At 52.9% G+C, this 23,579-nt stretch carries 19 protein-coding genes and 1 pseudogene; 8 read left to right on the forward strand and 12 right to left on the reverse strand.

All coding sequences use genetic code 11. The features are described 5' to 3' along the window. Positions 1-116 precede the first annotated feature (116 nt). Positions 117-968 carry a translation elongation factor Ts gene (gene tsf / locus HV261_RS21750; protein WP_005132116.1) on the reverse strand — a complete coding sequence of 284 codons (852 nt, stop codon included), beginning with the start codon at positions 966-968 and terminating at the stop codon, positions 117-119. A gap of 255 nt (positions 969-1,223) precedes the next feature. Then, a complete protein-coding gene (gene rpsB, locus HV261_RS21755) occupies positions 1,224-1,949 on the reverse strand; it encodes a 30S ribosomal protein S2 (protein WP_202039455.1) in 726 nt (241 codons plus the stop codon). Between the two features lie 450 nt (positions 1,950-2,399). Between rpsB and map the strand changes: the two genes are divergently transcribed. The 4 genes from map (at position 2,400) to HV261_RS21775 (ending at position 7,332) form a co-directional block, all read left to right on the forward strand. Further along, positions 2,400-3,194 (forward strand): type I methionyl aminopeptidase, encoded by a 795-nt coding sequence (gene map / locus HV261_RS21760; protein WP_202039456.1) that lies wholly within the window; start codon positions 2,400-2,402, stop codon positions 3,192-3,194. A 113-nt stretch (positions 3,195-3,307) separates the two neighbouring features. Further along, positions 3,308-5,980 (forward strand): bifunctional uridylyltransferase/uridylyl-removing protein GlnD, encoded by a 2,673-nt coding sequence (glnD, locus tag HV261_RS21765; protein WP_202039457.1) that lies wholly within the window; start codon positions 3,308-3,310, stop codon positions 5,978-5,980. Between the two features lie 31 nt (positions 5,981-6,011). Beyond that, positions 6,012-6,836: a 2,3,4,5-tetrahydropyridine-2,6-dicarboxylate N-succinyltransferase gene (dapD, locus tag HV261_RS21770; protein WP_039030312.1), complete on the forward strand. Its 825-nt coding sequence runs from the start codon at positions 6,012-6,014 to the stop codon at positions 6,834-6,836. Positions 6,837-6,945: 109 nt separating this feature from the next. Continuing rightward, positions 6,946-7,332, forward strand: a complete 387-nt coding sequence (locus HV261_RS21775; RefSeq protein ID WP_005132126.1) for a DUF3461 family protein — start codon at positions 6,946-6,948, stop codon at positions 7,330-7,332. Positions 7,333-7,420: 88 nt separating this feature from the next. On the opposite strand, the gene cdaR is transcribed toward HV261_RS21775, so the two are convergent. The 3 genes from cdaR to dgt form a co-directional block, all read right to left on the reverse strand. Next, positions 7,421-8,578 carry a DNA-binding transcriptional regulator CdaR gene (gene cdaR, locus HV261_RS21780; protein ID WP_005132128.1) on the reverse strand — a complete coding sequence of 386 codons (1,158 nt, stop codon included), beginning with the start codon at positions 8,576-8,578 and terminating at the stop codon, positions 7,421-7,423. A 150-nt stretch (positions 8,579-8,728) separates the two neighbouring features. Next, the gene (gene degP / locus HV261_RS21785; protein WP_005132129.1) at positions 8,729-10,162 is read right to left on the reverse strand and encodes a serine endoprotease DegP; all 1,434 of its coding nucleotides are present in this window, start codon (positions 10,160-10,162) and stop codon (positions 8,729-8,731) included. A gap of 129 nt (positions 10,163-10,291) precedes the next feature. Beyond that, the gene (gene dgt, locus HV261_RS21790) at positions 10,292-11,809 is read right to left on the reverse strand and encodes a dGTPase (protein WP_202039458.1); all 1,518 of its coding nucleotides are present in this window, start codon (positions 11,807-11,809) and stop codon (positions 10,292-10,294) included. 83 nt (positions 11,810-11,892) lie between these two features. Here dgt and mtnN point away from each other — a divergent pair, with 83 nt between their 5' ends. The 3 genes from mtnN to HV261_RS21805 are packed head-to-tail and all read left to right on the forward strand — an operon-like array spanning position 11,893 to position 14,045. Next, on the forward strand, positions 11,893-12,591 hold the full coding sequence (gene mtnN / locus HV261_RS21795) for a 5'-methylthioadenosine/S-adenosylhomocysteine nucleosidase (protein ID WP_202039459.1): 699 nt from the start codon (positions 11,893-11,895) through the stop codon (positions 12,589-12,591). Next, positions 12,584-13,384 carry a vitamin B12 ABC transporter substrate-binding protein BtuF gene (gene btuF, locus HV261_RS21800; RefSeq protein WP_202039460.1) on the forward strand — a complete coding sequence of 267 codons (801 nt, stop codon included), beginning with the start codon at positions 12,584-12,586 and terminating at the stop codon, positions 13,382-13,384. Before mtnN ends, btuF begins: the two co-directional genes overlap by 8 nt. Before the next feature lie 37 nt (positions 13,385-13,421). Further along, a complete protein-coding gene (locus tag HV261_RS21805) occupies positions 13,422-14,045 on the forward strand; it encodes a TRIC cation channel family protein (protein ID WP_202039461.1) in 624 nt (207 codons plus the stop codon). A gap of 119 nt (positions 14,046-14,164) precedes the next feature. On the opposite strand, the gene erpA is transcribed toward HV261_RS21805, so the two are convergent. From erpA to clcA, 3 genes and pseudogenes are all read right to left on the reverse strand, one after another. Beyond that, complete coding sequence (gene erpA, locus HV261_RS21810) at positions 14,165-14,509, reverse strand: iron-sulfur cluster insertion protein ErpA (protein ID WP_003018581.1); 345 nt, start codon at positions 14,507-14,509, stop codon at positions 14,165-14,167. Continuing rightward, positions 14,502-14,567 (reverse strand): annotated as a pseudogene (gene yadW, locus HV261_RS27550) (small protein YadW). The gene erpA and the pseudogene yadW overlap by 8 nt, the downstream one beginning before the upstream one ends. 23 nt (positions 14,568-14,590) lie before the next feature. Then, positions 14,591-16,012: a H(+)/Cl(-) exchange transporter ClcA gene (clcA, locus tag HV261_RS21815; protein ID WP_202039462.1), complete on the reverse strand. Its 1,422-nt coding sequence runs from the start codon at positions 16,010-16,012 to the stop codon at positions 14,591-14,593. Positions 16,013-16,180: 168 nt separating this feature from the next. On the opposite strand from clcA, the gene hemL reads away from it, so the two are divergent. Then, the gene (hemL, locus tag HV261_RS21820) at positions 16,181-17,461 is read left to right on the forward strand and encodes a glutamate-1-semialdehyde 2,1-aminomutase (RefSeq protein WP_137383237.1); all 1,281 of its coding nucleotides are present in this window, start codon (positions 16,181-16,183) and stop codon (positions 17,459-17,461) included. Positions 17,462-17,551: 90 nt separating this feature from the next. Here the strand turns inward: hemL and fhuB are convergent, their stop codons facing one another. The 4 genes from fhuB to fhuA are packed head-to-tail and all read right to left on the reverse strand — an operon-like array spanning position 17,552 to position 23,485. Further along, on the reverse strand, positions 17,552-19,534 hold the full coding sequence (fhuB, locus tag HV261_RS21825; RefSeq protein ID WP_202039463.1) for a Fe(3+)-hydroxamate ABC transporter permease FhuB: 1,983 nt from the start codon (positions 19,532-19,534) through the stop codon (positions 17,552-17,554). Next, positions 19,531-20,421: a Fe(3+)-hydroxamate ABC transporter substrate-binding protein FhuD gene (gene fhuD, locus HV261_RS21830; protein ID WP_202039464.1), complete on the reverse strand. Its 891-nt coding sequence runs from the start codon at positions 20,419-20,421 to the stop codon at positions 19,531-19,533. Before fhuD ends, fhuB begins: the two co-directional genes overlap by 4 nt. Continuing rightward, a complete protein-coding gene (gene fhuC / locus HV261_RS21835) occupies positions 20,421-21,218 on the reverse strand; it encodes a Fe3+-hydroxamate ABC transporter ATP-binding protein FhuC (RefSeq protein ID WP_202039465.1) in 798 nt (265 codons plus the stop codon). Before fhuC ends, fhuD begins: the two co-directional genes overlap by 1 nt. Positions 21,219-21,265: 47 nt before the next feature. Further along, complete coding sequence (gene fhuA, locus HV261_RS21840; protein WP_202039466.1) at positions 21,266-23,485, reverse strand: ferrichrome porin FhuA; 2,220 nt, start codon at positions 23,483-23,485, stop codon at positions 21,266-21,268. Between the last annotated feature and the right edge of the window lie 94 nt (positions 23,486-23,579).

Raw genomic sequence — 23,579 nt, forward strand, 5'->3', positions numbered from 1 at the left:
GATGAGTTAATTCCAGCGACATTGTATGTCGCTTTTCAGCCTTGCCACTATAGCGCTTAGCTGAATTTACAAGTCGGACGCAAAAAGAAGCCGCCCTCAGGCGGCTCCTTTTAAAATTAAGACTGCTTGGACATCGCAGCAACTTCTGCTGCAAAGTCAGTCTCAACTTTCTCGATGCCTTCACCCACTTCGAAGCGGATGAAACCCGTTACGTCAGCGTTGTGCTCTTTCAGCAGCTGGGCAACAGATTTGCTCGGTTCCATAACGAAAGGCTGACCAGTCAGAGAAACTTCGCCGGTGAATTTCTTCATGCGGCCTTCAACCATTTTCTCTGCGATTTCTTTCGGCTTGCCAGACTGCATCGCGATGTCCAGCTGAACCTGGTATTCTTTTTCTACTACTTCAGCAGAAACGTCTTCCGGCTTAACGAATTCTGGTTTGCTTGCAGCAATGTGCATTGCCAGCTGTTTAACCAGTTCTTCATCAGCGCCAGTTGCAGCAACCAGAACACCGATGCGCGCACCGTGCTGATAGCTACCCAGTACTTCGCCTTCCAGGGAAGCAACGCGACGGATGTTGATGTTCTCACCGATTTTAGCAACCAGAGCAACACGTTCTTCTTCGAACTGTGCTTTCAGAACTTCAACGTCAGTGATTTTGCCAGCAACGGCAGCGTCCAGTACTTTGTCAGCAAATGCCTGGAAACCAGCATCTTTAGCAACGAAGTCAGTCTGGCAGTTAACTTCCAGAATGAAAGCGATATTGCCGTCGATTTTGGTTTTGATTACGCCGTCAGCAGCAACGTTGCCTGCTTTTTTCGCTGCTTTGATAGCACCGGACTTACGCATGTTTTCGATTGCCAGCTCGATGTCGCCATTAGCTTCAGTCAGTGCTTTTTTGCAATCCATCATGCCTGCGCCAGTACGCTCACGCAGCTCTTTTACCAGGGATGCGGTAATTTCAGCCATTCTAAAATCCTCGGAAGATTTGATCTGCCCGGCATGAAACCGCACAGATTTAAAAGTGAAAAAGGGGCCTGAAGGGCCCCTAACCAAACATGATACTACCTGGTTTATAAGGGCTCTTCCCCTTTATATTCCGAGCCGCAGGTGCGTTATCTTTGCTCGCTCATCCCGGTCACTTACTTGTGTAAGCTCCCGGAAATTCTCGAGCTTGCCGCCTTCCTGCAACTCGAACTACCTCGGGGAAGTTATCAAGCCTTATTATTCAGCTTCTACGAAGCTTTCTTCCGCCTGGGAAGCCAGATCCTGAGAACGGCCTTCACGAACGGTAGTAGCTACAGCGCCCAGGTACAGGGTCACAGCACGGATTGCGTCGTCGTTACCCGGGATAACGAAGTCAACACCGTCCGGATCAGAGTTGGTATCAACGATGGCAAATACCGGGATACCCAGGTTGTTTGCTTCTTTGATAGCAATGTGCTCGTGGTCAGCATCGATTACGAACAGAGCGTCCGGCAGGCCGCCCATGTCTTTGATACCGCCCAGGCTGTTTTCCAGTTTCTCAAGCTCACGGGTGCGCATCAGCGCTTCTTTCTTGGTCAGCTTTTCGAAAGTACCGTCCTGAGACTGAGTTTCCAGATCTTTCAGACGTTTGATGGACTGACGAACGGTTTTCCAGTTAGTCAGCATACCGCCCAACCAGCGATGGTTCACGAAGAACTGATCGCAGTTGTTAGCAGCGTCTTTCACCGCTTCGCTTGCAGCGCGCTTAGTACCAACGAAAAGGATTTTACCTTTACGAGCAGAGATCTTGTTCAGTTCAGCCAGAGCTTCGTTGAACATCGGTACAGTTTTCTCAAGGTTGATGATGTGAACTTTGTTACGCGCACCGAAGATGAACGGCTTCATTTTCGGGTTCCAGTAACGGGTCTGGTGACCGAAGTGAACACCAGCCTTGAGCATATCGCGCATGGAAACAGTTGCCATGATTAAAACCTCTATATATAAAAGTTGGGGTTAAGCCTCCACGCATCCCATATTACCGACCCTTAAGGGCACCCCGGAATATGTGTCGATACGTGTGTGTTGTTACACAAAGTGAGATTTGTCGCTCCCGTCCATCGTGTGTAGTCTGCGAATAGAACGGAAGTCCGGCGCGCTTTATACCACAAATACGCCAGCGACACCAATAATTGTTGGCGGTCTGTGCTGGATTGAACGATGAATTTCGTGTTACAGGCAGGCGGCAAATTTTTGAATCCTCGGGAGCTTACGGCCGGTAAGTGACTGGGGTGAAAAAATGTAGCCAACGCACCTGTGGCACGAAAGGCGAAGTTCAGAATGATTCTCAATTTGGCAGCATGTATGCGGGACTGGTACCATTGACGACACTTACACAATTATTGTCGAAATAATCGACACTGATGGACAGAATTCATGGCTATCTCAATTAAGACTCCTGAAGAAATCGAAAAAATGCGCGTCGCTGGCCGTCTGGCAGCCGAAGTGCTGGAGATGATCGAACCGTTTATCAAACCGGGCGTCAGCACCGGCGAGCTGGATCGCATCTGTAACGACTACATCGTGAATGAACAGCAGGCGATTTCCGCATGCCTGGGCTATCACGGTTATCCGAAATCCGTGTGCATCTCTATTAATGAAGTCGTGTGCCACGGGATCCCGGATGACGCTAAGCACCTGAAAGACGGCGACATCGTCAACATCGACGTCACCGTGATTAAAGACGAGTACCACGGCGATACGTCCAAAATGTTTATCGTCGGTAAACCGACCATTCTTGGCGAGCGTCTGTGCCGCGTAACGCAGGAAAGCCTGTATCTGGCGCTACGTATGGTAAAACCGGGTATTCGCCTGCGTACCCTGGGTGCTGCAATTCAGAAATACGCAGAAGGCGAAGGCTTCTCTGTGGTACGTGAATACTGCGGCCACGGTATCGGTCGCGGCTTCCATGAAGAGCCTCAGGTTCTGCACTACGATGCAGACGACGGCGGCGTAGTACTGCAGCCGGGCATGACCTTCACCGTAGAACCGATGCTGAATGCTGGTGATTACCGTATCCGTACCATGAAAGACGGCTGGACGGTGAAAACCAAAGATCGCAGCTTGTCTGCTCAGTACGAGCATACTATTGTGGTGACGGAAAACGGCTGTGAAATTCTGACGTTACGCAAGGATGACACCATCCCGGCAGTCATCACACACGACGCATAATTTTTTGCCTGATGGCGATGCTCTCGCATCTTATCAGGCCTACAAATTGTACTACTTCGTAGGCCGGATAAGGCGTTCACGCCGTCATCCGGCTTTTTAATGGGTGGCGCATAATGAATACTCTTCCTGAACAGCACGCAAATACTGCCCTCCCTACCCTGCCTGGCCAACCGCAAAACCCAGGAACATGGCCACAGCACGACCTCAACTGTACCGGCATTAAAGCCCATATTGATAATTTCCAGCACTGGCTGGGGGAGGCTTTTGACAGCGGAATTTCCGCTGAACAGTTAATCGAAGCCCGCACCGAATTTATTGACCAGTTGCTGCAGCGCCTGTGGATTGAAGCAGGTTTCGGTCAGATTGCCGATCTGGCGCTGGTTGCTGTTGGCGGCTACGGGCGTGGTGAACTGCATCCACTGTCCGATATTGATCTGCTGATCCTTAGCCGTAAAAAACTGCCTGACGCGCAGGCGGAGAAAGTCGGCGAGTTATTAACGCTATTGTGGGATGTGCGGCTGGAGGTAGGACACAGCGTGCGTACGCTGGAAGAGTGTCTGCTGGAAGGACTGTCAGATTTAACCGTCGCCACCAACCTGATTGAAACACGACTGCTGATTGGCGATGTTGCGCTGTTCCTTGAGCTGCAAAAGCATATTTTCAGCGAGGGTTTCTGGCCATCCGATAAATTTTACGCGGCCAAAGTAGAAGAGCAAAATCAACGCCACCAGCGCTATCACGGTACCAGCTACAATCTGGAGCCGGATATCAAAAGCAGTCCAGGTGGGCTGCGCGACATCCACACCCTGCAATGGGTCGCCCGCCGTCATTTTGGTGCCACGTCGCTGGATGAGATGGTCGGCTTCGGCTTCCTGACGCTGGCGGAACGCGCCGAACTGAATGAATGTTTGCATATTCTGTGGCGGATACGCTTCGCATTGCATCTGATCGTGAACCGTTACGACAACCGTCTGCTGTTTGATCGACAGCTCAGCGTGGCTCAACGCCTCAATTATGGCGGTGAAGGCAATGAGCCGATCGAGCGGATGATGAAAGACTATTTCCGGGTCACGCGGCGAGTGAGTGAACTGAACCACATGCTGCTCCAGCTGTTTGACGAGGCGATCCTCGCCATGCCGGCCGATGAAAAACCGCGCCCAATTGATGACGACTTTCAGCTGCGTGGCACATTGATTGACCTGCGCAATGACGACCTGTTTATCCGCGAGCCCGAGGCCATTTTGCGGATGTTTTACATCATGGTACGCAATAGCGCGATCAGCGGAATTTACTCCACCACACTGCGTCATTTGCGTCATGCCCGCCGTCATTTAACTCAACCGCTGTGCTACATTCCGGAAGCGCGCTCGCTATTTCTCAGCATGTTGCGCCATCCGGGCGCAGTGAGTCGCGGTCTGCTGCCGATGCATCGCCACAGCGTGTTATGGGCCTATATGCCGCAGTGGTCACATATTGTCGGTCAAATGCAGTTTGACCTGTTTCATGCTTATACGGTGGATGAGCACACTATCCGCGTGATGTTGAAACTGGAAAGTTTTGCCAGGGAAGAGACCCGCCAGCGCCATCCGCTGTGTGTGGATCTGTGGCCGCGCTTGCGTCAACCGGAACTCATTCTGATTGCTGCGCTGTTCCACGATATCGCCAAAGGTCGTGGCGGCGATCACTCTATTCTGGGGGCTCAGGACGTACTCAAGTTCGCCGAATTACACGGACTCAACTCCCGCGAAACGAATCTGGTCATGTGGCTGGTGCGCCAGCATCTGTTGATGTCGGTGACCGCTCAGCGCCGTGATATTCAGGACCCGGAGGTAATTAAGCAATTCGCCGAAGAAGTACAAACGGAGCACCGTTTGCGCTTCCTGGTCTGCCTGACCGTCGCCGATATTTGCGCCACCAACGAAACGCTATGGAATAGCTGGAAGCAAAGCCTGCTGCGCGAATTATACTTCGCCACGGAAAAACAGCTGCGTCGTGGAATGCAAAATACCCCGGATATGCGCGAGCGTGTGCGCCATCATCAGCTTCAGGCGCTGGCGTTGCTGCGAATGGACAACATTGACGAAGAAGCGCTGCACCATATCTGGTCACGCTGTCGCGCCAACTATTTCGTGCGCCACAGCCCAAATCAGCTGGCCTGGCATGCGCGCCATTTGCTGCAGCACGATCTGAGCAAACCGCTAATTTTACTCAGCCCGCAGGCAACGCGAGGCGGAACGGAGATTTTCATATGGAGCCCGGACCGCCCTTACCTGTTTGCCGCCGTCTGCGCCGAGCTGGACAGACGTAATCTTAGCGTTCACGACGCACAGATTTTCACCACCCGTGATGGCATGGCGATGGATACGTTCATCGTACTGGAGCCGGACGGCAGTCCGCTGTCGTCAGACAGGCACGAAGCGATCCGTTTTGGGCTGGAACAAGCCATTACTCAACGCAGTTGGCAGCCGCCGCAGCCGCGTCGTCAACCGGCAAAATTACGCCACTTTACCGTCGATACCGAGGTTACTTTTTTGCCGACCCATACCGACCGTAAATCATTCCTTGAGCTTATCGCTCTCGACCAGCCAGGGCTGCTGGCGCGAGTCGGGCAAATTTTTGCCGATCTGGGAATTTCGCTGCATGGCGCCCGAATTACAACTATTGGCGAGCGAGTAGAAGATTTATTCATCATCGCCACCGCCGACCGGCGTGCCCTTAATAATGAGCTGCAGCAGGAAGTACATCAACGGTTGACAGAGGCCCTCAATCCAAACGATAAAGGGTAATGTTTTTATTTATTATGGAAAGAGTTTAACAATGCAGCAGTTACAGAACGTTATTGAGTCCGCTTTTGAGCGTCGTGCCGACATCACTCCGGCAAATGTGGATACCGTAACCCGTGAAGCGGTTAATCAGGTTATTTCTTTACTGGATTCCGGTGCACTGCGTGTCGCAGAAAAGATTGACGGCCAGTGGGTCACCCATCAGTGGCTGAAAAAAGCGGTCCTGCTCTCTTTCCGTATTAACGATAATCAGGTTATCGATGGTGCGGAAAGCCGCTACTTCGATAAAGTGCCGATGAAATTTGCCGACTACGATGAAGCACGCTTCCAGAAAGAAGGCTTCCGCGTGGTTCCACCTGCGGCTGTGCGTCAGGGGGCATTTATCGCACGTAACACCGTGCTGATGCCGTCTTACGTTAACATTGGTGCGTATGTTGATGAAGGTACGATGGTTGATACCTGGGCGACCGTAGGTTCTTGTGCGCAAATCGGTAAAAATGTTCACCTGTCCGGCGGCGTTGGCATCGGTGGTGTGCTGGAGCCATTACAGGCAAACCCGACCATCATCGAAGATAACTGCTTTATCGGTGCGCGTTCTGAAGTCGTGGAAGGCGTGATTGTCGAAGAAGGCTCCGTTATTTCCATGGGCGTGTATATCGGTCAGAGCACCCGTATTTACGATCGTGAAACAGGCGAAGTGCATTATGGCCGCGTACCAGCGGGTTCTGTTGTCGTTTCCGGCAACCTGCCGTCGAAAGATGGCAAATACAGTCTGTACTGCGCGGTGATCGTGAAAAAAGTCGACGCCAAAACGCGTGGCAAAGTGGGTATCAACGAACTGTTACGTACCATCGACTAACAGCAATTTGAAAAAGCGGGCTTAGCCCGCTTTTTTTACATCTGCGGGTGGCATAAACAAGGCTTTTCGTTAATTATTCAATGGTTATAGTGAGCTTAAGGGTACCGCTATGTATGACAATCTGAAAAGTCTGGGCATTACTAATCCTGAAGAGATCGATCGTTACAGCCTGCGGCAAGAAGCCAACAACGATATCCTGAAAATCTATTTCCAAAAGGATAAAGGCGAGTTTTTTGCCAAGAGCGTGAAGTTCAAATATCCCCGTCAGCGTAAAACAGTGGTCGCCGATGGCATCGGTCAGGGCTACAAAGAAGTGCAGGAGATCAGTCCCAACCTGCGCTATGTGATCGACGAGCTGGATCAGATCTGCCAGCGCGATCGCAGTGAAGTCGATCTTAAACGCAAGATCCTCGATGATTTACGTCATCTGGAAAGCGTCGTGACCAATAAGATCAGTGAAATTGAAGCCGATCTGGAAAAACTGACGCGCAAATAACCGCGAGTGGATGTATTCGTAGGCCGGGTTAAGGTGAAGCCGCCACCCGGCATTTTGCTTGATGGCGCAGCGCTTATCAGGCAATTAATCAATGCTGCTCATCCAGTTGCAACGCCACATACAGCAGCAGTCTGTCATCGAAATTCCCCAAATCCAGCCCGGTAAGTTCTGAAATACGATTCAGGCGATATTCAAGCGTATTGCGGTGGATAAATAGCGCCTTTGAGGTCGCCAGCGGCTGTACGTTGTGGCGAAACCATGCCGCTAATGTCCGGCGCAGCAAGCCGTTGTTATCCATCGCTTTCAGTCGTACCAACGGACGGGCCAGCTCATTAGCCTGCCAGCCACCACGCAGGCTGTCTAACAGCACTGGCAGCATCAAATCCTGGTAAAAATAGCTGCGGCTTTCCGGCATGCGCTGCTTACCGACCATCATGGTCGTACGCGCGGTGCGATACGAGCGGGCAATGCTGCCCGGCCCGGTAAAATAGTTGCCCAGCGATACGCGAAAGCGTAGCTGTCCGTTCTCTTTCATACGGGCGATAAGCTGTTCAACACGCTTGCGATGATCTTCCGCATCCCAGCGACCAAACTGATTCAGTGCGGGTTTCAGAACCACCATCTCAGTCAGTGAAACAATCGCAATCAGGTTATTTCGTTCTGGTGTCGTCAACGCATTTTGTAATTGCTGTAGTTCAGCCATGGCGCTGTCTACACCAAGCTGACCGCTGTCGACCTCCACCACAGCGACCACACGCGGCTGGTTCAGATCTATACCTAGCCGCTGCGCCCATTCCACCAGCGCCGGGGTGTTTTCTTCAGCCTGAATCAGGTTCATCACCAGTTCTTCACGCAGACGACTGTCCTGCGCGAGCAGATGCATCAAACGCGACTGCTCGAGCATCATTTCGGCGGTCATACACACCAGTTCACCGTACTTACGCAAATGCTCCGGCTCACCGGTTAAACCAATAACGCCAACAATTTCGCCTTCAAGCCGCAGCGGCAGGTTTATTCCCTGTCGCACGCCGTGCAGATGTCGCGCTACCGCATCATCAATATCGACTACCCGGCCCTGTGAGAGCACCAGCAGCGCACCTTCGTGCAATTCACCAATACGTTCGCGATCGCCACTGCCGATGATCCGCCCACGGGCATCCATTACGTTGATATTGGTATCAATGATGCGCATCGTGCGCGCCACGATATCCTGCGCCATTTTGGTATCGAGATGCCAGCCAGCCATAAAGCCCTCCTGTGAGCAGTGCTCAAGCATAGGGAAGAAAACAGGCTGCGACATTGTGCAAATGCACAAAGCAGAAGAGAGAAGTATGGAGTTGTGGTAGGTATCACAAAAAGAAACCCCTTCCCTGATATGGGAAGGGGTTCAGAAGGATTACTGCATCAACAGGTAGATAGAGCTGTCGCCGCGCTGAATATTCAGCGCCAGAACAGCCGGTTTACTGTCGAGAATTTTGCGCAGTTCCGCGATGTTTTTCACCGGTTGCTGGTTAGCACCAATGATAACATCCCCTTTCTTCAGGCCAATCTGTGCCGCCGGTGAATTCGGTTTCACATCGCTTACCACGACACCTTTGTCCTGGCCTTTGTTGCTCATATCCGCACCTTCAATGCCTTTGAAGATAGAGCTGGAATCAACCTGAGTCTGGCTGCTCTGCTGCAGTTCCAGGTTCACCGTTACCGGCTTACCGTCGCGCAGCAGGCCAAGGTTAATTTTGCTACCCACTGGCATGGTGCCAACCTGCGCACGCAGGGCAGCGAAGCTGCTGATGGGTTTACCGTTCAGTGATGTAATCACGTCCCCAGCTTTGATGCCGGCTTTCGCTGCAGAAGAGTTCGGCATAACCTGGCTGACGAATGCCCCACGCTGGGCATCCACTTTCATCGCCTTCGCCAGCTCAGAGCTCAGCTCAGTCCCCATAATACCCAGCTCACCGCGTTTAACCTGGCCGAACTCAACCATTTGCGAAGTCAGGTTTTTCACCATGTTGCTTGGGATAGCAAAACCGATCCCGATGTTGCCACCGTCCGGCGCGAGGATCGCGGTGTTAATCCCGATCAACTCACCATTCAGGTTAACCAACGCACCACCAGAGTTACCGCGGTTGATCGCTGCATCCGTCTGGATAAAGTTCTCGTAGTTTTCGGCATTCAGGCCACTACGCCCCAGTGCAGAAACGATACCTGAAGTCACCGTTTCACCGAGGCCAAACGGGTTACCAATCGCGACAGTGTAATCCCCCACGCGCAGCGCATCAGAATCTGCCAGCTTAATTGCCGTCAGGTTTTTCGGGTCCTGGATCTGGATCAGCGCGATATCAGAGCGCGGATCTTTTCCGACGATCTTCGCGTCAAACTTACGTCCATCGCTCAGTTGAACCTTGATCACCGTGGCGTTATCGACCACGTGGTTGTTGGTCACAACATATCCTTTCGCGGCATCAATGATGACGCCAGACCCCAGCGCCATAAATTTCTGCTGCTGTCCGCCGCCGTTGTCAGCGCCCGGAGCGCCGCCCTGGCAGAACGGTGAGCTCTGGAACGGAGAACCGTCCTGGCAGAACGGAGAGTTATCACCGAAGAACTGCTGGAAATTACGCGGCATACGCGGCGTATTGACCGTCGTGCTCCCCTCGACATTAATACTCACCACCGATGGCATCACTTTTTCGAGCATCGGGGCCAGGCTTGGCATCTGTTGGGCAGTTGTTGCTGAAGACGCTGTCTCAGCCGCCGTTGCAGACAGGGGGGACAACGCCAAACCTAAACTCAGAGCCAGTGCACTCATTGCTAATGTGGTTTTTTTCATGTGTTTCGTTCTCGATTAACAGGTCACGCAAAATTGCTGTATACCTCAGAGTCGTTTTATAGCGCTAAGTTCCAGAATGAAGTTTAAGGAAAAAGTAAAATTTTATTGTCCGTCTTTACAAATGAGTATTTATTGTTCTACCGCCATCAACCGTCTATATTCATCCCAGGCATACAAGTCAGTCATCCCGCTGATATAATCCTGAATTAAACGGCAGCGGTAATAATATTCCATGACCGGGAACTCGGCACTACCCGGCAATATTTTACTGACCGCTTCAACATAAGCAAGGCGATGGCGGGTAGACAACTTTTGAAATAATCGTGATTCAATAGGGAACTGTTTTAATCTTTCGTGTTCAACCAGTCCGCTAAAGTCGGATAATGACATTTTTAACAGTGGTTGGTAGATTTCCAGAAGCCCACTGATAACCCGATAGCCTTGCAATTCCAGTTGCTCCACATCTGGATGGCTAAACACATGTTTTACAGCTACATTTTTATAAACCCCAAGCAGCTGACTGAAGCTACTGGCATCTTCTAATAAAGCGTGATTAAAACTCCCCTCAAAAATTTGCGGCAAATTATCAATAAAACGCTGAGCGGCGTACGGTACCAGCTTATTCAGCGTGTTAACGCGTAAATACATAAAGAACTGATCTTCCGTACTGCGACTTAATGTATTTGAGCGCGATTTTTCCCAGGCATTCTCAACAACCTGGCTAAACAGGGAACCTTTTTCATGATGCCCCCACGCCTCATACAGATGGTGGTAAAGCTGCTCGACGCTGAAGATTCTTTTCTCAACAGCATCCTCCAGATCAGCCACACAATAAGAGATATCGTCCGCTGCTTCCATAATCCAGGTTAATGGAAAGCGACTGTAAGGCGCTAAGGATAATTCTTTACGTAACCGCTCAATATACGGTTCCTCGGAAAGGTAATATCCCGGTTTCTTCATTAAATAGTTATGCGTCGCCGGCGTACCTCCACGCCACCATGCCGGGCGCGTATATTTTAAGATCCCCCCCACCTGCGACCAGGTCAGGTTCATACGCATCAGGGTATGCACCAGCCGAATGCCCTGCGCATTGCCTTCAAAATGGCACAGGTCCTGACGTACCTTGCGGCGAATATCATTGAGCGACTCTTCACCTTCACGCAAACGTAACGCCGGCACCAGGCAGCGATCGTCGCTTAAGGGCTGGCTTTCAGCATCAGCCGGATAGAGTCGCTGGCGAAACCAGTCATTAATTGCTGCCTCGCCAAAATGACCAAACGGCGGATTGCCGATGTCATGCATCAGGCAGGACATTTCGACGATACTTTCAAAGGGACCGGTCAACTCATCCAGGCCGTACTGCTCCAACAGCTTTTGCTCTTTCAGTCGGCTGAGGATCTCTTTGGCGATATAACGCCCTACCTGCTGAACTTCCATCGAGTGCGTCAGGCGCGTACGCACCGCCGCATTACGTTCCAGCGGAAAGACCTGGGTTTTTTGCTGCAGTCGGCGAATAGCCGGAGAATTGATAATACGTCCGCGGTCGCTTTCGAAAATGCGCAGGATCTCATGCTCAGATTTCACGCCCTGCGGCGAACGGTAACGACGATGCCAGTTTATTTTTTTTCGGAAATCGATCTGTGCCATGTCCTCTCCCGCCTGAGAAATGCGCTACCCCTTAAGCGCATGATAGACTATGCCCTCAAATCTGGCTTATCGCGAGTAAATCTATGAAAATCGGCATCATTGGTGCAATGGAAGAAGAAGTTACGCTGCTGCGTGACAAAATCGAAAACCGTCAGACAATCGCTCTTGGCGGTTGTGAAATTTACACCGGCCAACTGAACGGTACTGAGGTTGCGCTACTGAAATCAGGCATCGGTAAAGTAGCTGCGGCGCTGGGCGCTACGCTGCTGCTTGAACACTGCAAGCCAGATGCCATCATCAATACCGGTTCAGCGGGTGGCCTGGCTTCTACGCTGAAAGTGGGTGATATCGTGGTTTCTGACGAAGCGCGCTATCACGACGCTGACGTCACCGCATTCGGCTATGAATTTGGCCAGCTACCGGGCTGCCCGGCCGGTTTTAAAGCCGACCCGGCACTGATTGCTGCAGCGGAATCCTGCATTGCCGAACTCAATCTGAACGCCGTCCGTGGACTGATCGTCAGCGGCGATGCCTTCATTAACGGTTCCATAGGCCTGGCAAAAATTAAGCATAACTTCCCACAGGCGATTGCCGTTGAGATGGAAGCAACCGCAATTGCGCACGTGTGTCACAACTTTAACGTGCCGTTTGTTGTCGTTCGCGCTATCTCTGACGTCGCCGATCAGCAGTCTCATCTCAGCTTTGACGAGTTCCTGGTCGTTGCCGCGAAACAGTCAAGCCTGATGGTTGAAACGCTGGTGCAGAAACTGGCACATGGCTAAATACATCTTCAGGGCGCTGGTCGCCCTGCTTTTCACTCTTCCGGCGTGGCTTTACGCCGCGCCGCGCGTTATTTCGCTTTCCCCAGCCAACACTGAACTGGCCTTTGCCGCCGGTATTACCCCCATTGGCGTCAGCAGCTATTCAAACTACCCGCCCGAGGCCAAAAATATTGAAGAGGTCTCAACCTGGCAAGGCATGAATCTGGAACGTATTGTCGCGCTCAAACCCGATTTGGTTATTGCCTGGCGTGGAGGGAATGCCGAGCGGCAGGTAAATCAACTGACCGCCCTGGGCATTAAGGTCATCTGGGTCGATGCCGTCACCATCGAGCAGGTCGCTGATGCATTGCGTCAACTTGCGCCATGGAGCCCCAAGCCTGAACAGGCAAAACAGGCAGCGCAAACCTTGCTTGATGAGTATGCTTTACTAAAATCTCAGTATGCCAACAAACCGAAAAAACGTGTGTTTCTCCAGTTTGGCGCAAATCCTCTGTTTACCAGTGGAAAAGGTTCCATTCAAAACCAGGTTCTTGAGGTCTGTGGTGGAGAAAACATCTTTTCCGGCAGCCGAGTTCCATGGCCGCAGGTCAGCCGCGAACAGGTCCTGGCAAGAGCCCCTCAGGCAATTGTTGCTACCGGCGGTTCAGGCGAAATTTTTAAAATTGAGCAATACTGGGGAAATCAGCTTAAAATCCCGATTATTACTCTTGATAGTGACTGGTTTGAACGCGCGAGCCCGCGTATTATCCTCGCCGCAAAACAACTCTGTAATGCGCTTTCACAAGTAAATTAGCGCCTGCCCCCACCAGGTTTGTTGTGAGGATTTAAAAATGCTCGTCTATTGGCTGGATATTGTCGGTACCGCGGTATTTGCTATCTCTGGCGTATTGCTTGCCGGAAAACTGCGTATGGACCCCTTCGGCGTTCTGGTCTTAGGCGTGGTAACCGCCGTCGGTGGCGGTACGATCCGCGATATGGCGCTGGATCACGGCCCCGTATTCTGGGTTAAAGATCCCACCGATCTGGTGGTGGCGATGATCACCAGTATGTTGACGATCGTGCTGGTGCGTCAGCCTAGACGCATACCGAAATGGATCCTTCCGGTGCTGGATGCCGTTGGTCTGGCGGTGTTCGTGGGTATTGGCGTGAATAAAGCGTTTCTCGCAGGAACCGGACCACTGGTGGCAATTTGTATGGGGGTCATTACCGGTGTAGGCGGCGGAATTATTCGCGATGTGTTAGCACGTGAAGTGCCGATGATCTTGCGTACCGAAATCTATGCTACGGCATGCATCATTGGCGGGATCGTCCACGCCACCGCGTTTTATACCTTTAATGTGTCGCTGGAAAACGCCAGTATGATGGGGATGGTCGTTACCCTGCTGATTCGGCTTGCCGCTATTCGTTGGCATTTGAAATTGCCGACGTTTGCGCTGGATGATAACGGACGTTGATGTGACGATGCAGAACATGTAGGCCGGATAAGGCGTTTACGCCGCCATCCGGCACATTGCCCGGTGGCGCTACGCTTACCGGGCCTACACCATCAGACCGTCGGTATTACAGACAGCAATCAGATGCTGAAAGAGGAACCACACCCGCAGGTGCTTTTGGCGTTCGGGTTAGTCACAACAAAGCGAGAACCTTCCAGACCTTCGGTGTAATCAACCGCACCGCCTACCAGATACTGCAGGCTCATCGGATCAACCACCAGACCAACACCTTGCTTCTCAATGGTCATATCACCATCGTTTACCTGATCATCAAAGGTAAAACCGTACTGGAAACCGCTGCAACCACCGCCGGTGATATACACGCGTAATTTCAGATTTGGGTTATCTTCATCTGCGATCAGGCTTTTTACTTTATTGGCTGCTGCTTCAGTAAATTGCAGTGGCAGCGCTACGTCATCACTCATATTTTGCTCCAAACGACATTGGCAATTGGGCAAATTATAACCCAATGGTTGAGGCCATTATCTAATACCCTGGTATTTCGTTCAAGTATTCTCGCCCGTGGCGGTACTCTGGCTTTTTGCCGCCTGCTCCGCTTCCTGTTTTGCCAGTGTGCGGGCAAGGATAGTCGAGTATAGCGGTTTTCCACCCATAAACTGGGCTAATAGTGTTGCGCCAAGACAGGTAATAATCATTGGCAAAATGAGCTGATAGTTATCCGTCATTTCCAGCACCAGCACAATGCCCGTTAACGGCGCACGCACTGAAGCGGCCAGCAATGCCCCCATCCCGGCAATAGCAAACGTCCCCGCCTCCAGATGATACTGCGGAAAAGAGGCCGCTGCAGCCATGCCAAATGCCGTTCCCAGCAATGTGCCTAATGCCAGCATCGGGGCAAATATCCCACCAGGCGCGCCGGATGAGAAGCACAGCAGCGTGGTGATGACCCTGGCGATAAAGATAAACAGCAGCAGGCCCACGCTGAAATTGCCCGCAGCAGCAATCGGGATCAGATTAAATCCACCGCCTGCCGCTTCAGGTTGAATCAAACCGAGGATCCCGCACAGGCCGCCGATCGCGCCGCCCATCAGCACCCATTTTTTAATTTCACCACCGTGGAAGCGTTGAAACATATCCTGGGTACGCAACACCATGGTATTGAACAACGGCCCGACGCAACCAAAAATAATCCCAAGGATGAGGTACAACCACAGCGTATTAACCGGCGCATTGGAGAGTTTCCCAACCTCAATAATCGGGGCCTCGCCGTTGAAAATACGAAACACAATGCTCGACATAATCACGCCAGTAAATACGGCTTTGATCGACACGAGGTTATAACGAAACTGTGGTCGCATCTCTTCAATAATGAACAGAATGCCGGCTAAAGGCGCATTAAACGCGGCCGACAGCCCCGCAGCCGCCCCGGTTGCCAGTAAGGTGTGCCGCGCTTCGGCGCTACGCATGCGGAAAATATCCAGCACCATGCGCCCGATATTGCCGCCAATTTGCACCGTTGGCCCTTCCCGGCCAAGCACCATCCCGGCACCCAGCGTCCCCATACCACCGATAAATTTTACCGGCAGCACACGCCACCAGCGCACAGGTCGCAATTCTTCCAATGCGCCTTCAATCTCCGGGATCCCCGAACCGCCCGCTTCCGGCGCAAATTTACGCACCAGAAAATAGCCGACCATCGCCAGCAATGCAGAGAGGATAAACGCCAGCGGCCACAGCAGAATGGCATGGTCAGCAACCTGAGCCAGCGCGCCAATACGCTGATTCTGCACCCAGGTCACGGCTTTCTCAAACGCCACACCCACCAACCCCGTCACTGTCCCCACCACGGCGGCCATCAAGAGGATCGCCAACGGCGTTTTGTCACGATCGAGGAGTCGACGGATCTGATCCCTGCGCCGTAAACGCACAATTTGTTGTGCTTCAAAAGAAGGGGTGTCTGTTTTCATCAGATAATCATTAATTGGTAATACAAATACGGAAACGGCATTCTACTCGCACGTTTCGTGAAAATCCCCTGCAAATCGTATTGTTTCAAATACGCAAAACTTTCATAACCTTCTCTGAATAACTAGAATAGCGGGCATTTACTTTTTCTACGAACCAGGACCCCATCCATGAGTAAGTCTGAAAACCTCTACAGCGCAGCACGCGAACTTATCCCCGGCGGCGTTAACTCCCCAGTTCGCGCCTTTACTGGCGTGGGTGGTACTCCGCTGTTTATTGAAAAAGCGGACGGCGCATACCTGTATGATGTCGATGGTAAAGCCTATATCGATTATGTCGGCTCCTGGGGGCCGATGGTGCTGGGTCATAACCACCCGGCAATTCGCAATGCCGTGATTGAAGCCGCAGAGCGCGGTTTAAGCTTCGGCGCACCGACCGAGATGGAAGTAAAAATGGCGGCGCTGGTCACTGAGCTCGTGCCGACCATGGACATGGTACGTATGGTGAACTCCGGTACCGAAGCCACAATGAGCGCGATCCGTCTGGCGCGTGGTTTCACCGGGCGCGATAAAATCATCAAATTTGAAGGCTGCTACCACGGTCATGCTGACTGCCTGCTGGTCAAAGCCGGTTCCGGCGCGTTAACGCTGGGTCAGCCTAACTCTCCGGGGGTTCCGGCAGATTTCGCGAAACATACCCTGACCTGCACCTATAACGATCTTGCCTCAGTACGTGCGGCATTCGAACAGTATCCGCAGGAAATCGCCTGTATTATCGTTGAACCGGTTGCGGGCAACATGAACTGCATCCCGCCACTGCCGGAATTCCTGCCGGGCCTGCGTGCGCTGTGTGATGAGTTTGGCGCGCTGTTGATCATCGATGAAGTCATGACCGGTTTCCGCGTCGCACTGGCGGGGGCGCAGGATTATTACGGCGTAGTACCGGATCTAACCTGCCTGGGTAAAATCATCGGTGGCGGCATGCCTGTTGGCGCATTTGGCGGCCGTCGGGATGTGATGGATGCCCTGGCCCCAACCGGTCCGGTTTACCAGGCGGGTACGCTGTCCGGTAACCCAATTGCGATGGCGGCAGGTTTTGCCTGTCTGAATGAAGTCGCCCAGCCGGGGATTCATGAGACGCTGAACGAACTGACCACGCGTCTGGCGGAAGGTCTGCTGGAAGCCGCTCAGGAAGCAAATATTCCGCTGGTGGTTAACCATGTCGGTGGGATGTTCGGGATTTTCTTCACTGACGCAGAAACCGTGACCTGCTATCAGGACGTGATGTCCTGCGACGTTGAACGCTTTAAGCGCTTCTTCCATATGATGCTGGATGAAGGTGTTTACCTGGCGCCGTCCGCCTTTGAAGCTGGCTTTATGTCTGTCGCGCACAGCGAAGACGATATCAATAACACCATCGACGCCGCGCGTCGGGTGTTTGCGAAATTGTAAGTGATGAATTGCCGGGTGGCGCTTACGCTTACCCGGCCTACATTTGCACCCGTAGGCCGGGTAAGGCATTTATGCCGCCATCCGGCATAATTAACGACTCTGTTTTCTCAACAGATAGATAAAGTACGGCGCACCAATAAACGTCGACAGCAGTCCCGCCGGGATCTGATACGGAAACAGCACCATACGCCCACACCAGTCGGCAAACACCAGCAGCACGCCCCCCGCCAGCGCGGATATCACCATATGCGGCATCGTACGCCGAAAACCTAACATCCGTGCGATATGCGGCGCCATCAGCCCCACAAAGCTCAACGGACCAATTGTCATGGTTGCCGTAGCGGTCAGGCCCGCAGCCAACATCAGTAAGCCAACACGCGACGGCGTTAATGCCATACCGACAGCCCGCGCAGTGTCACCGCCTAACGGTAGAATCGTCAGCCAGCGGCGGCACAACGGCGTTATCGCCAGCAGAATGATCATCACAATGCCGGTACGTAAAACCTGTTCGTTGGAGGCGTTATAAGTCGAGCCGGACATCCAGGTCAGAATGCCCGCCATGCGCGGATCGCCGCTGGCCTGCAGCATCATCAGCAACATAGTAAATGCCGTACTGAGCGCCATCCCCGCTAACAGCATCCTGTGCGGAGAAAAACCCCCACGCCCGGCAGCAATCATAATGATTAACAGCGTCGCCGCCGCACCGATACTCCCGGCGGGCAACAGCCAGCCAAACGCATTGCCGGGCACCAGAAACAGCATGAGCACCACGCCGAAGGCCGCGCCGGAGCTAATGCCCAACACTTCCGGGCTGGCCATCGGGTTACCGGTCAAACGCTGAATAATGCAGCCCGCCACAGCCAGCATTACGCCAGCCACCAGAGCAGCCAGGATACGCGGCCAGCGCCAGGGCATCAGTTCATCCAGCGTTGCACCGCTGGCCCAGCTCCAGCCGTGGGCATCGCTACCCAACGACAGCGCAACCACAACCGTCAGCAACAATATCGCGCCCCCTGCCAGCGCGAACATCAGCACGTGCTGGCGCTCAGCGGTGACACGGTTGTTGGCATTCATATCCGGCGCACTTATGCTCTTCAGGCGCGGCAGCAACCACAGCAGCAGCGGTGCGCCAATCAGCGCCGTCACCGAACCGGTGGAGACTTCCATCCAGACGCGAGTGAGCCACAGAATAATTTGATCGGAGAGCCAGAGGATCAGTGCGCCAATCAACGGAGCCAACAGCAGACGCGCCAGCAAACGCCGCGCGCCAAGCATTTTCGCCAGCAGCGGCGCAAACAGGCCAACAAAGCCGATAATCCCCACCGCGTTAACCAGCAAAGCACTGAGCACAATCGCCAGCGTTAACGCCGCCAGACGCGCCAGCGACAACGCCAGTCCGAGATTGCGCGCCACGCCGTCATCCAGTCCCATCAGCGTCATTGGGCGTAATAGCAGCAGCGTCAACATCACGCCACCCAGCAGTTGCGGCCACAGTCTTTGCACCCCGCTCCAGTCGGTTTGCGTTAGCGTGCCGCTGCTCCACAAAAACATGCTTTGCAGCTGGTCGTGATGGAAAATCACCATCAATTGATTAATCGCCCCGCAGTACAGGCTGACCACCAGGCCCGCAAGGATCAACGTCACCGGAGAAAGCCGTTTGCCCCAGGCTACGCCAAACACCAGCGCCCCAACAATACAAGCCCCTGCCAGCGCCGCAAACTGTGTCGTCAGTGCGCCAGGAATAGCCCACAGCGTAGTCACCGTGATGCCCAGTTGTGCCCCGGTGGCAACACCCAGCGTAGTCGGCTCCGCCAGCGGGTTACGCAGTACCTGCTGAAACAACACACCAACCAGTCCCAGCCCGGCGCCGACCAGCAGAGAAATCGCCAGCCTCGGCAGCAGGCTAAAATGGAATACCATCTGCTCAATAACATCGATATCCGGTGACCAGCTAGCCTGTTGCCACTGGCTACGCGGCAGAGCAGCGGAAAAGTTAAACCAGGTCAGCCAGCAGGCAGCAACAAACAGAACCGCTAGCAGAAGAGTTGGGAACAGCGCAATACGTTTACTCACGCTTTGCCCCCCAGCGCATTATCCAGAATGCGCGCAAAATGCATCGCCGATAGCGTTGCACCATAGAACCAGACGGCAGGAACGCGTTGAAAACGTCCGGCGCGAACAAATGGCATCGCCTGCCACAATGGTGTGGACATCAGTGCCTGCATATCCTTGTTGTTACCGTGATCGAAGCACAGCACATCAACATCTTTGTAGGCGGCAAGCCTGTCAATCCCTACCGCGGTGCTGCCCCAAAAGTTGGTTTCACCCTGCCAGGCGTTGCGGATCTCGTACTCATCCAGCACCTCCTGGAACAAGCAGTTAGGCCCAAACACCAGCATATGGCGAGGATCGAGCAGGGTCATCAGCAGTAATGGCCGGGAGCCTCGCTGAACAAAGCGCGGTTTCAGACTGGCAATCAGGTGTTCGTACTGCGCCAGATGACGTTCGGCTGCGGTCTGCAGATTCAGCAACTGCGCCAGTTCTTGCAACGACTGACGTGCAATCGCCAGCGGTTTTTTGCCATCGCTGAAGTTAAAGCCGCGACCCGGCGCAATACGTGCAAGCTTCTCAGGTGCAGGACCGTAACCTGCCGACCAGACCATAAATGAGGGTTTCATTTCGGTCAGCAGTTCGAGGTTAGGTTCAGTACGTAATCCGACATCGATGACGGAGTCCGGCAACGCGGGTTCGTTGACCCACAGTTTGTAGTTTGGAACATCCGCGACGCCGTAAGGTGTAACACCCAGCGCCAACAACAGCTCAACCGGAAGCCATTCCAGCGCCACTATACGCTGTGGATCAACCGCCGCCGCGCGGGCTGTATTCATTTGCCACAGTAGCGGCGACAGCGCCATTGCCGTTAGCAGCCGTCGACGGGAAAGATGAGGTAATCCAATCATTAATAGACAAAACTCACGGGTGCGGCACCGGCTGGATGCGGCAAAATGCCCATCGGGATACCGTAAATCAGTTCCAGGGTTTCACTACGCATCAGTTCAGCAGGCGTTCCCTGTGCAATCATTTCACCGCCGCGCAGCGCAACTAAGTAATCACAGTAGCGGGCCGCCATGTTGATATCATGCAGTACGGCAACCACCATCAACCCGCGTTGTTGGCTTAAGCGATGCACCAGCGCCAGCACGTCAACCTGATGCGCGATATCCAGCGCCGAGGTCGGTTCGTCAAGCAGCAGGCAACGGCTGTCTTGTGCCACCAGCATGGCGATCCACGCACGCTGACGCTCGCCGCCAGACAAGCTATCCACCAGGCGATGCGCCAGCGGTTTGAGCCCAACCAGCGTAATTGCCTCTTCCACTTTCTCTCTGTCGGCCACGCCAAAACGTCCCAGCGCGCCATGCCAGGGATAACGCCCAATCGCTACCAGCTCACGTACCGTCATCCCTTCGGCCTGCGGTAACTGCTGGGGTAAATAGGCAACCTTACGGGCAAACGCTTTGCTATTCCAGCTCTCCAGCGGCTGCTCATCAAGCAGGATTTCACCTTCTGACGGCGGCTGATGGCGTCCCAGCATTTTCAATAAGGTGGATTTACCGGAGCCGTTGTGGCCGATAAGCCCCGTCACTTTACCCACGGGAAAGGTTAACGAGAGAGGATGCAAAAGCGTGCGGCCAGGCACACGGAAGGAGACATTCTTCAACGCAAACGTCGTGTCGGGATGGGATCTGTTTTCCTGCATAGCGGCCAACTTGTAAAACGGGCACGCAAAGCGTGCCCAAAGAGAAATTAGAAACGGAAGGTTGCTGTTGCAACGACCTGACGTTCTGCGCCCCAGTAACATGCGTATTCGCTATAGCAACTGGAAACATATTCACGATTAAACAGGTTGTTGACGTTTACGGCAACGGACGAACCCGCCATACCGAAACGGGCCAGATCGTATTTCACCATGGCATCAGCAACGGTATAACCGCCCACATTAAACGAATCGTTTTTCTTCCCTGCAGCAGTATCGTTTTTGTAGTAACTCACCGTTGAACCGGTATAACGCACGCCAGCCCCAATGGTCAAACCACTCAGTGCTGATTCATAGAACGTGTAATCGGTCCATAACGAAGCCTGATTACGTGGTACTTCCGCCGGTCGTTGACCTTTAAAGATAGTGTCTTCGGTATATTCCGCATCCGTGTAGCTGTAAGCCGCCGTAACGTTAATATTGGCATTTACGGCTGCTTTTGCTTCCAGTTCGATGCCGCGTGAACGAATCTCCCCAGTCTGGACGCTGTACAGACCCGTAGGATCGTTCGGGTCCGCCGTCAGGTTTTTATCTTTCGTCAGCTGGTACACAGCCGCCGTCAGTACAACTGGCATATCCTTCGGAACATACTTCACACCGGCTTCGTACTGCTTACCACGCGACGGATCGAACGGTTTGCCTTCTTTCGTTGAACCGGATGTCGGTTCAAACGATTCGCTGTAGCTGAAGTACGGAGAAATACCATTGTCAAACAGATAGTTAACACCACCACGCCAGGTAAACTGCTGATCGTTCACTTCGGCCAGTGAATTACTGGAGCGGGTCAACGTGGAGGTGGTTGCAAAATCATAGCGGCCGCCCAACGTCAGCACCCACTTATCCCATTCCATCTGGTCCTGGGCGTAAAGTCCGGTCTGTTCCATACGGTTTAACACGGCGTACTTAGCATACGGTCCGCTGACATCAATATTCGGGTTACCGTACTGAGGGTTCTGCATATTTAACGGATCAGCATCGCCATACAGCGCATTGACATCGTTACGCATACGCGAGTAATCAACACCGGTCAGCAGAGTATGTGCAACATCACCAGTGGCAAAAGCAGACTGGAGCTGGGTATCAACGGTAAATGCATTGAGATCTTCATCAGAACGAACGTATTTACGGATAATCTCACCAGGCTGACTATAGCCAAAACCATATACAGAACGGTAGAGCGTTTTCACCTTGTCATAACGCAGGTTCTGGCGCACGGTGAAGGTGTCGTTAAAGGCATGCGAGAAGTTGTAGCCAACCATCTGCTGGCGGCGAGCCATCTTGTTATCCGCTTCACCTTCATTGAAATCAGTCGGCAGCTTGTGCGGATTACCATTTGCATCGTAATACGGAACAAGCGTACCTTCACGCGGCAACCAGCCATAATAACCCGCGTACGGATCGTTCTGGAAATTACTCAGGAAGGTGAAATCTGTTTTATCATCAGGGCGCCAGCTAAACGCAGGTGCAACTGCGTAGCGCGTTGATTTTGACATCTCCTGCTGAGAGTTCTGGCTATTACCCAACCCCGTTAAACGGTATGACCACACGCCGTCATCATCAATAGCATCGCTAAAATCGAAACCAGTTTGCCAGAGGTTGTTCGTCCCCATTTTAAACTGTACTTCTTTCAGTGGTTCTGTTGTCGGACGTTTGCTCACCATACTGACGATGCCGCCAGGGTTGCTGTTGCCGTACAGCACTGAAGTCGGCCCGCGCATCACTTCAACGCGTTCCAGAAAATACGGGTCCATAGATACTTCAGAGTAGTTATTACCCTGAAGTTTCATGCCATCAAGATACTGGTTGGTGTTGACCGTGGTTGGAGAGGTAAAACCACGAATCGTCACTACATCATAGGTGGAAGAGCTACCACGGGTAGCAAAAACACCGGGTGTATAAGCAATGGCTTCTTTTACTGTAGCCGGTTGCTTGGTATCCATCTCTTCACGCGTCACGACCGAAACAGACTGCGGGGTCTTTTCGATAGGCGTATCCGTTTTGGTGGCAGTGGCGGAACGCTTCGCGGCAATCGTCGGCGAAGGCCCCCATGCACTTTCTTGTGCGGCAGGTGCTGCGGTTACGGTGATTGTTTCTTCTTTCGGTTGAACCGCCGCCTGTGCATACACAGACATGCCGCTAACCGCTGTGGCTACCACGACTGCAATTTTGCGCAGTGAGGCGTTTGGCTGAGCAGTTTTAAGACGCGCCATTGGTATTTCTCTGATGAAAGTGAATGATAACGTAAACGAGAATTATTATTATAACGAGAGCATAATATTCGAAACGCCGTTGCGATCGCAAGCA

It is taken from the genome of Citrobacter sp. RHBSTW-00671, assembly GCF_014103415.1.
Classification (GTDB): Bacteria; Pseudomonadota; Gammaproteobacteria; order Enterobacterales; family Enterobacteriaceae; genus Citrobacter.

What these genes read in the sequence shown, in the direction of transcription:
- tsf (WP_005132116.1), bottom strand. Translation starts at nt 968, where the DNA reads ATGGCTGAAATTACCGCATCCCTGGTAAAAGAGCTGCGTGAGCGTACT.
- rpsB (WP_202039455.1), bottom strand. Translation starts at nt 1,949, where the DNA reads ATGGCAACTGTTTCCATGCGCGATATGCTCAAGGCTGGTGTTCACTTC.
- map (WP_202039456.1), top strand. Translation starts at nt 2,400, where the DNA reads ATGGCTATCTCAATTAAGACTCCTGAAGAAATCGAAAAAATGCGCGTC.
- glnD (WP_202039457.1), top strand. Translation starts at nt 3,308, where the DNA reads ATGAATACTCTTCCTGAACAGCACGCAAATACTGCCCTCCCTACCCTG.
- dapD (WP_039030312.1), top strand. Translation starts at nt 6,012, where the DNA reads ATGCAGCAGTTACAGAACGTTATTGAGTCCGCTTTTGAGCGTCGTGCC.
- HV261_RS21775 (WP_005132126.1), top strand. Translation starts at nt 6,946, where the DNA reads ATGTATGACAATCTGAAAAGTCTGGGCATTACTAATCCTGAAGAGATC.
- cdaR (WP_005132128.1), bottom strand. Translation starts at nt 8,578, where the DNA reads ATGGCTGGCTGGCATCTCGATACCAAAATGGCGCAGGATATCGTGGCG.
- degP (WP_005132129.1), bottom strand. Translation starts at nt 10,162, where the DNA reads ATGAAAAAAACCACATTAGCAATGAGTGCACTGGCTCTGAGTTTAGGT.
- dgt (WP_202039458.1), bottom strand. Translation starts at nt 11,809, where the DNA reads ATGGCACAGATCGATTTCCGAAAAAAAATAAACTGGCATCGTCGTTAC.
- mtnN (WP_202039459.1), top strand. Translation starts at nt 11,893, where the DNA reads ATGAAAATCGGCATCATTGGTGCAATGGAAGAAGAAGTTACGCTGCTG.
- btuF (WP_202039460.1), top strand. Translation starts at nt 12,584, where the DNA reads ATGGCTAAATACATCTTCAGGGCGCTGGTCGCCCTGCTTTTCACTCTT.
- HV261_RS21805 (WP_202039461.1), top strand. Translation starts at nt 13,422, where the DNA reads ATGCTCGTCTATTGGCTGGATATTGTCGGTACCGCGGTATTTGCTATC.
- erpA (WP_003018581.1), bottom strand. Translation starts at nt 14,509, where the DNA reads ATGAGTGATGACGTAGCGCTGCCACTGCAATTTACTGAAGCAGCAGCC.
- clcA (WP_202039462.1), bottom strand. Translation starts at nt 16,012, where the DNA reads ATGAAAACAGACACCCCTTCTTTTGAAGCACAACAAATTGTGCGTTTA.
- hemL (WP_137383237.1), top strand. Translation starts at nt 16,181, where the DNA reads ATGAGTAAGTCTGAAAACCTCTACAGCGCAGCACGCGAACTTATCCCC.
- fhuD (WP_202039464.1), bottom strand. Translation starts at nt 20,421, where the DNA reads ATGATTGGATTACCTCATCTTTCCCGTCGACGGCTGCTAACGGCAATG.
- fhuC (WP_202039465.1), bottom strand. Translation starts at nt 21,218, where the DNA reads ATGCAGGAAAACAGATCCCATCCCGACACGACGTTTGCGTTGAAGAAT.
- fhuA (WP_202039466.1), bottom strand. Translation starts at nt 23,485, where the DNA reads ATGGCGCGTCTTAAAACTGCTCAGCCAAACGCCTCACTGCGCAAAATT.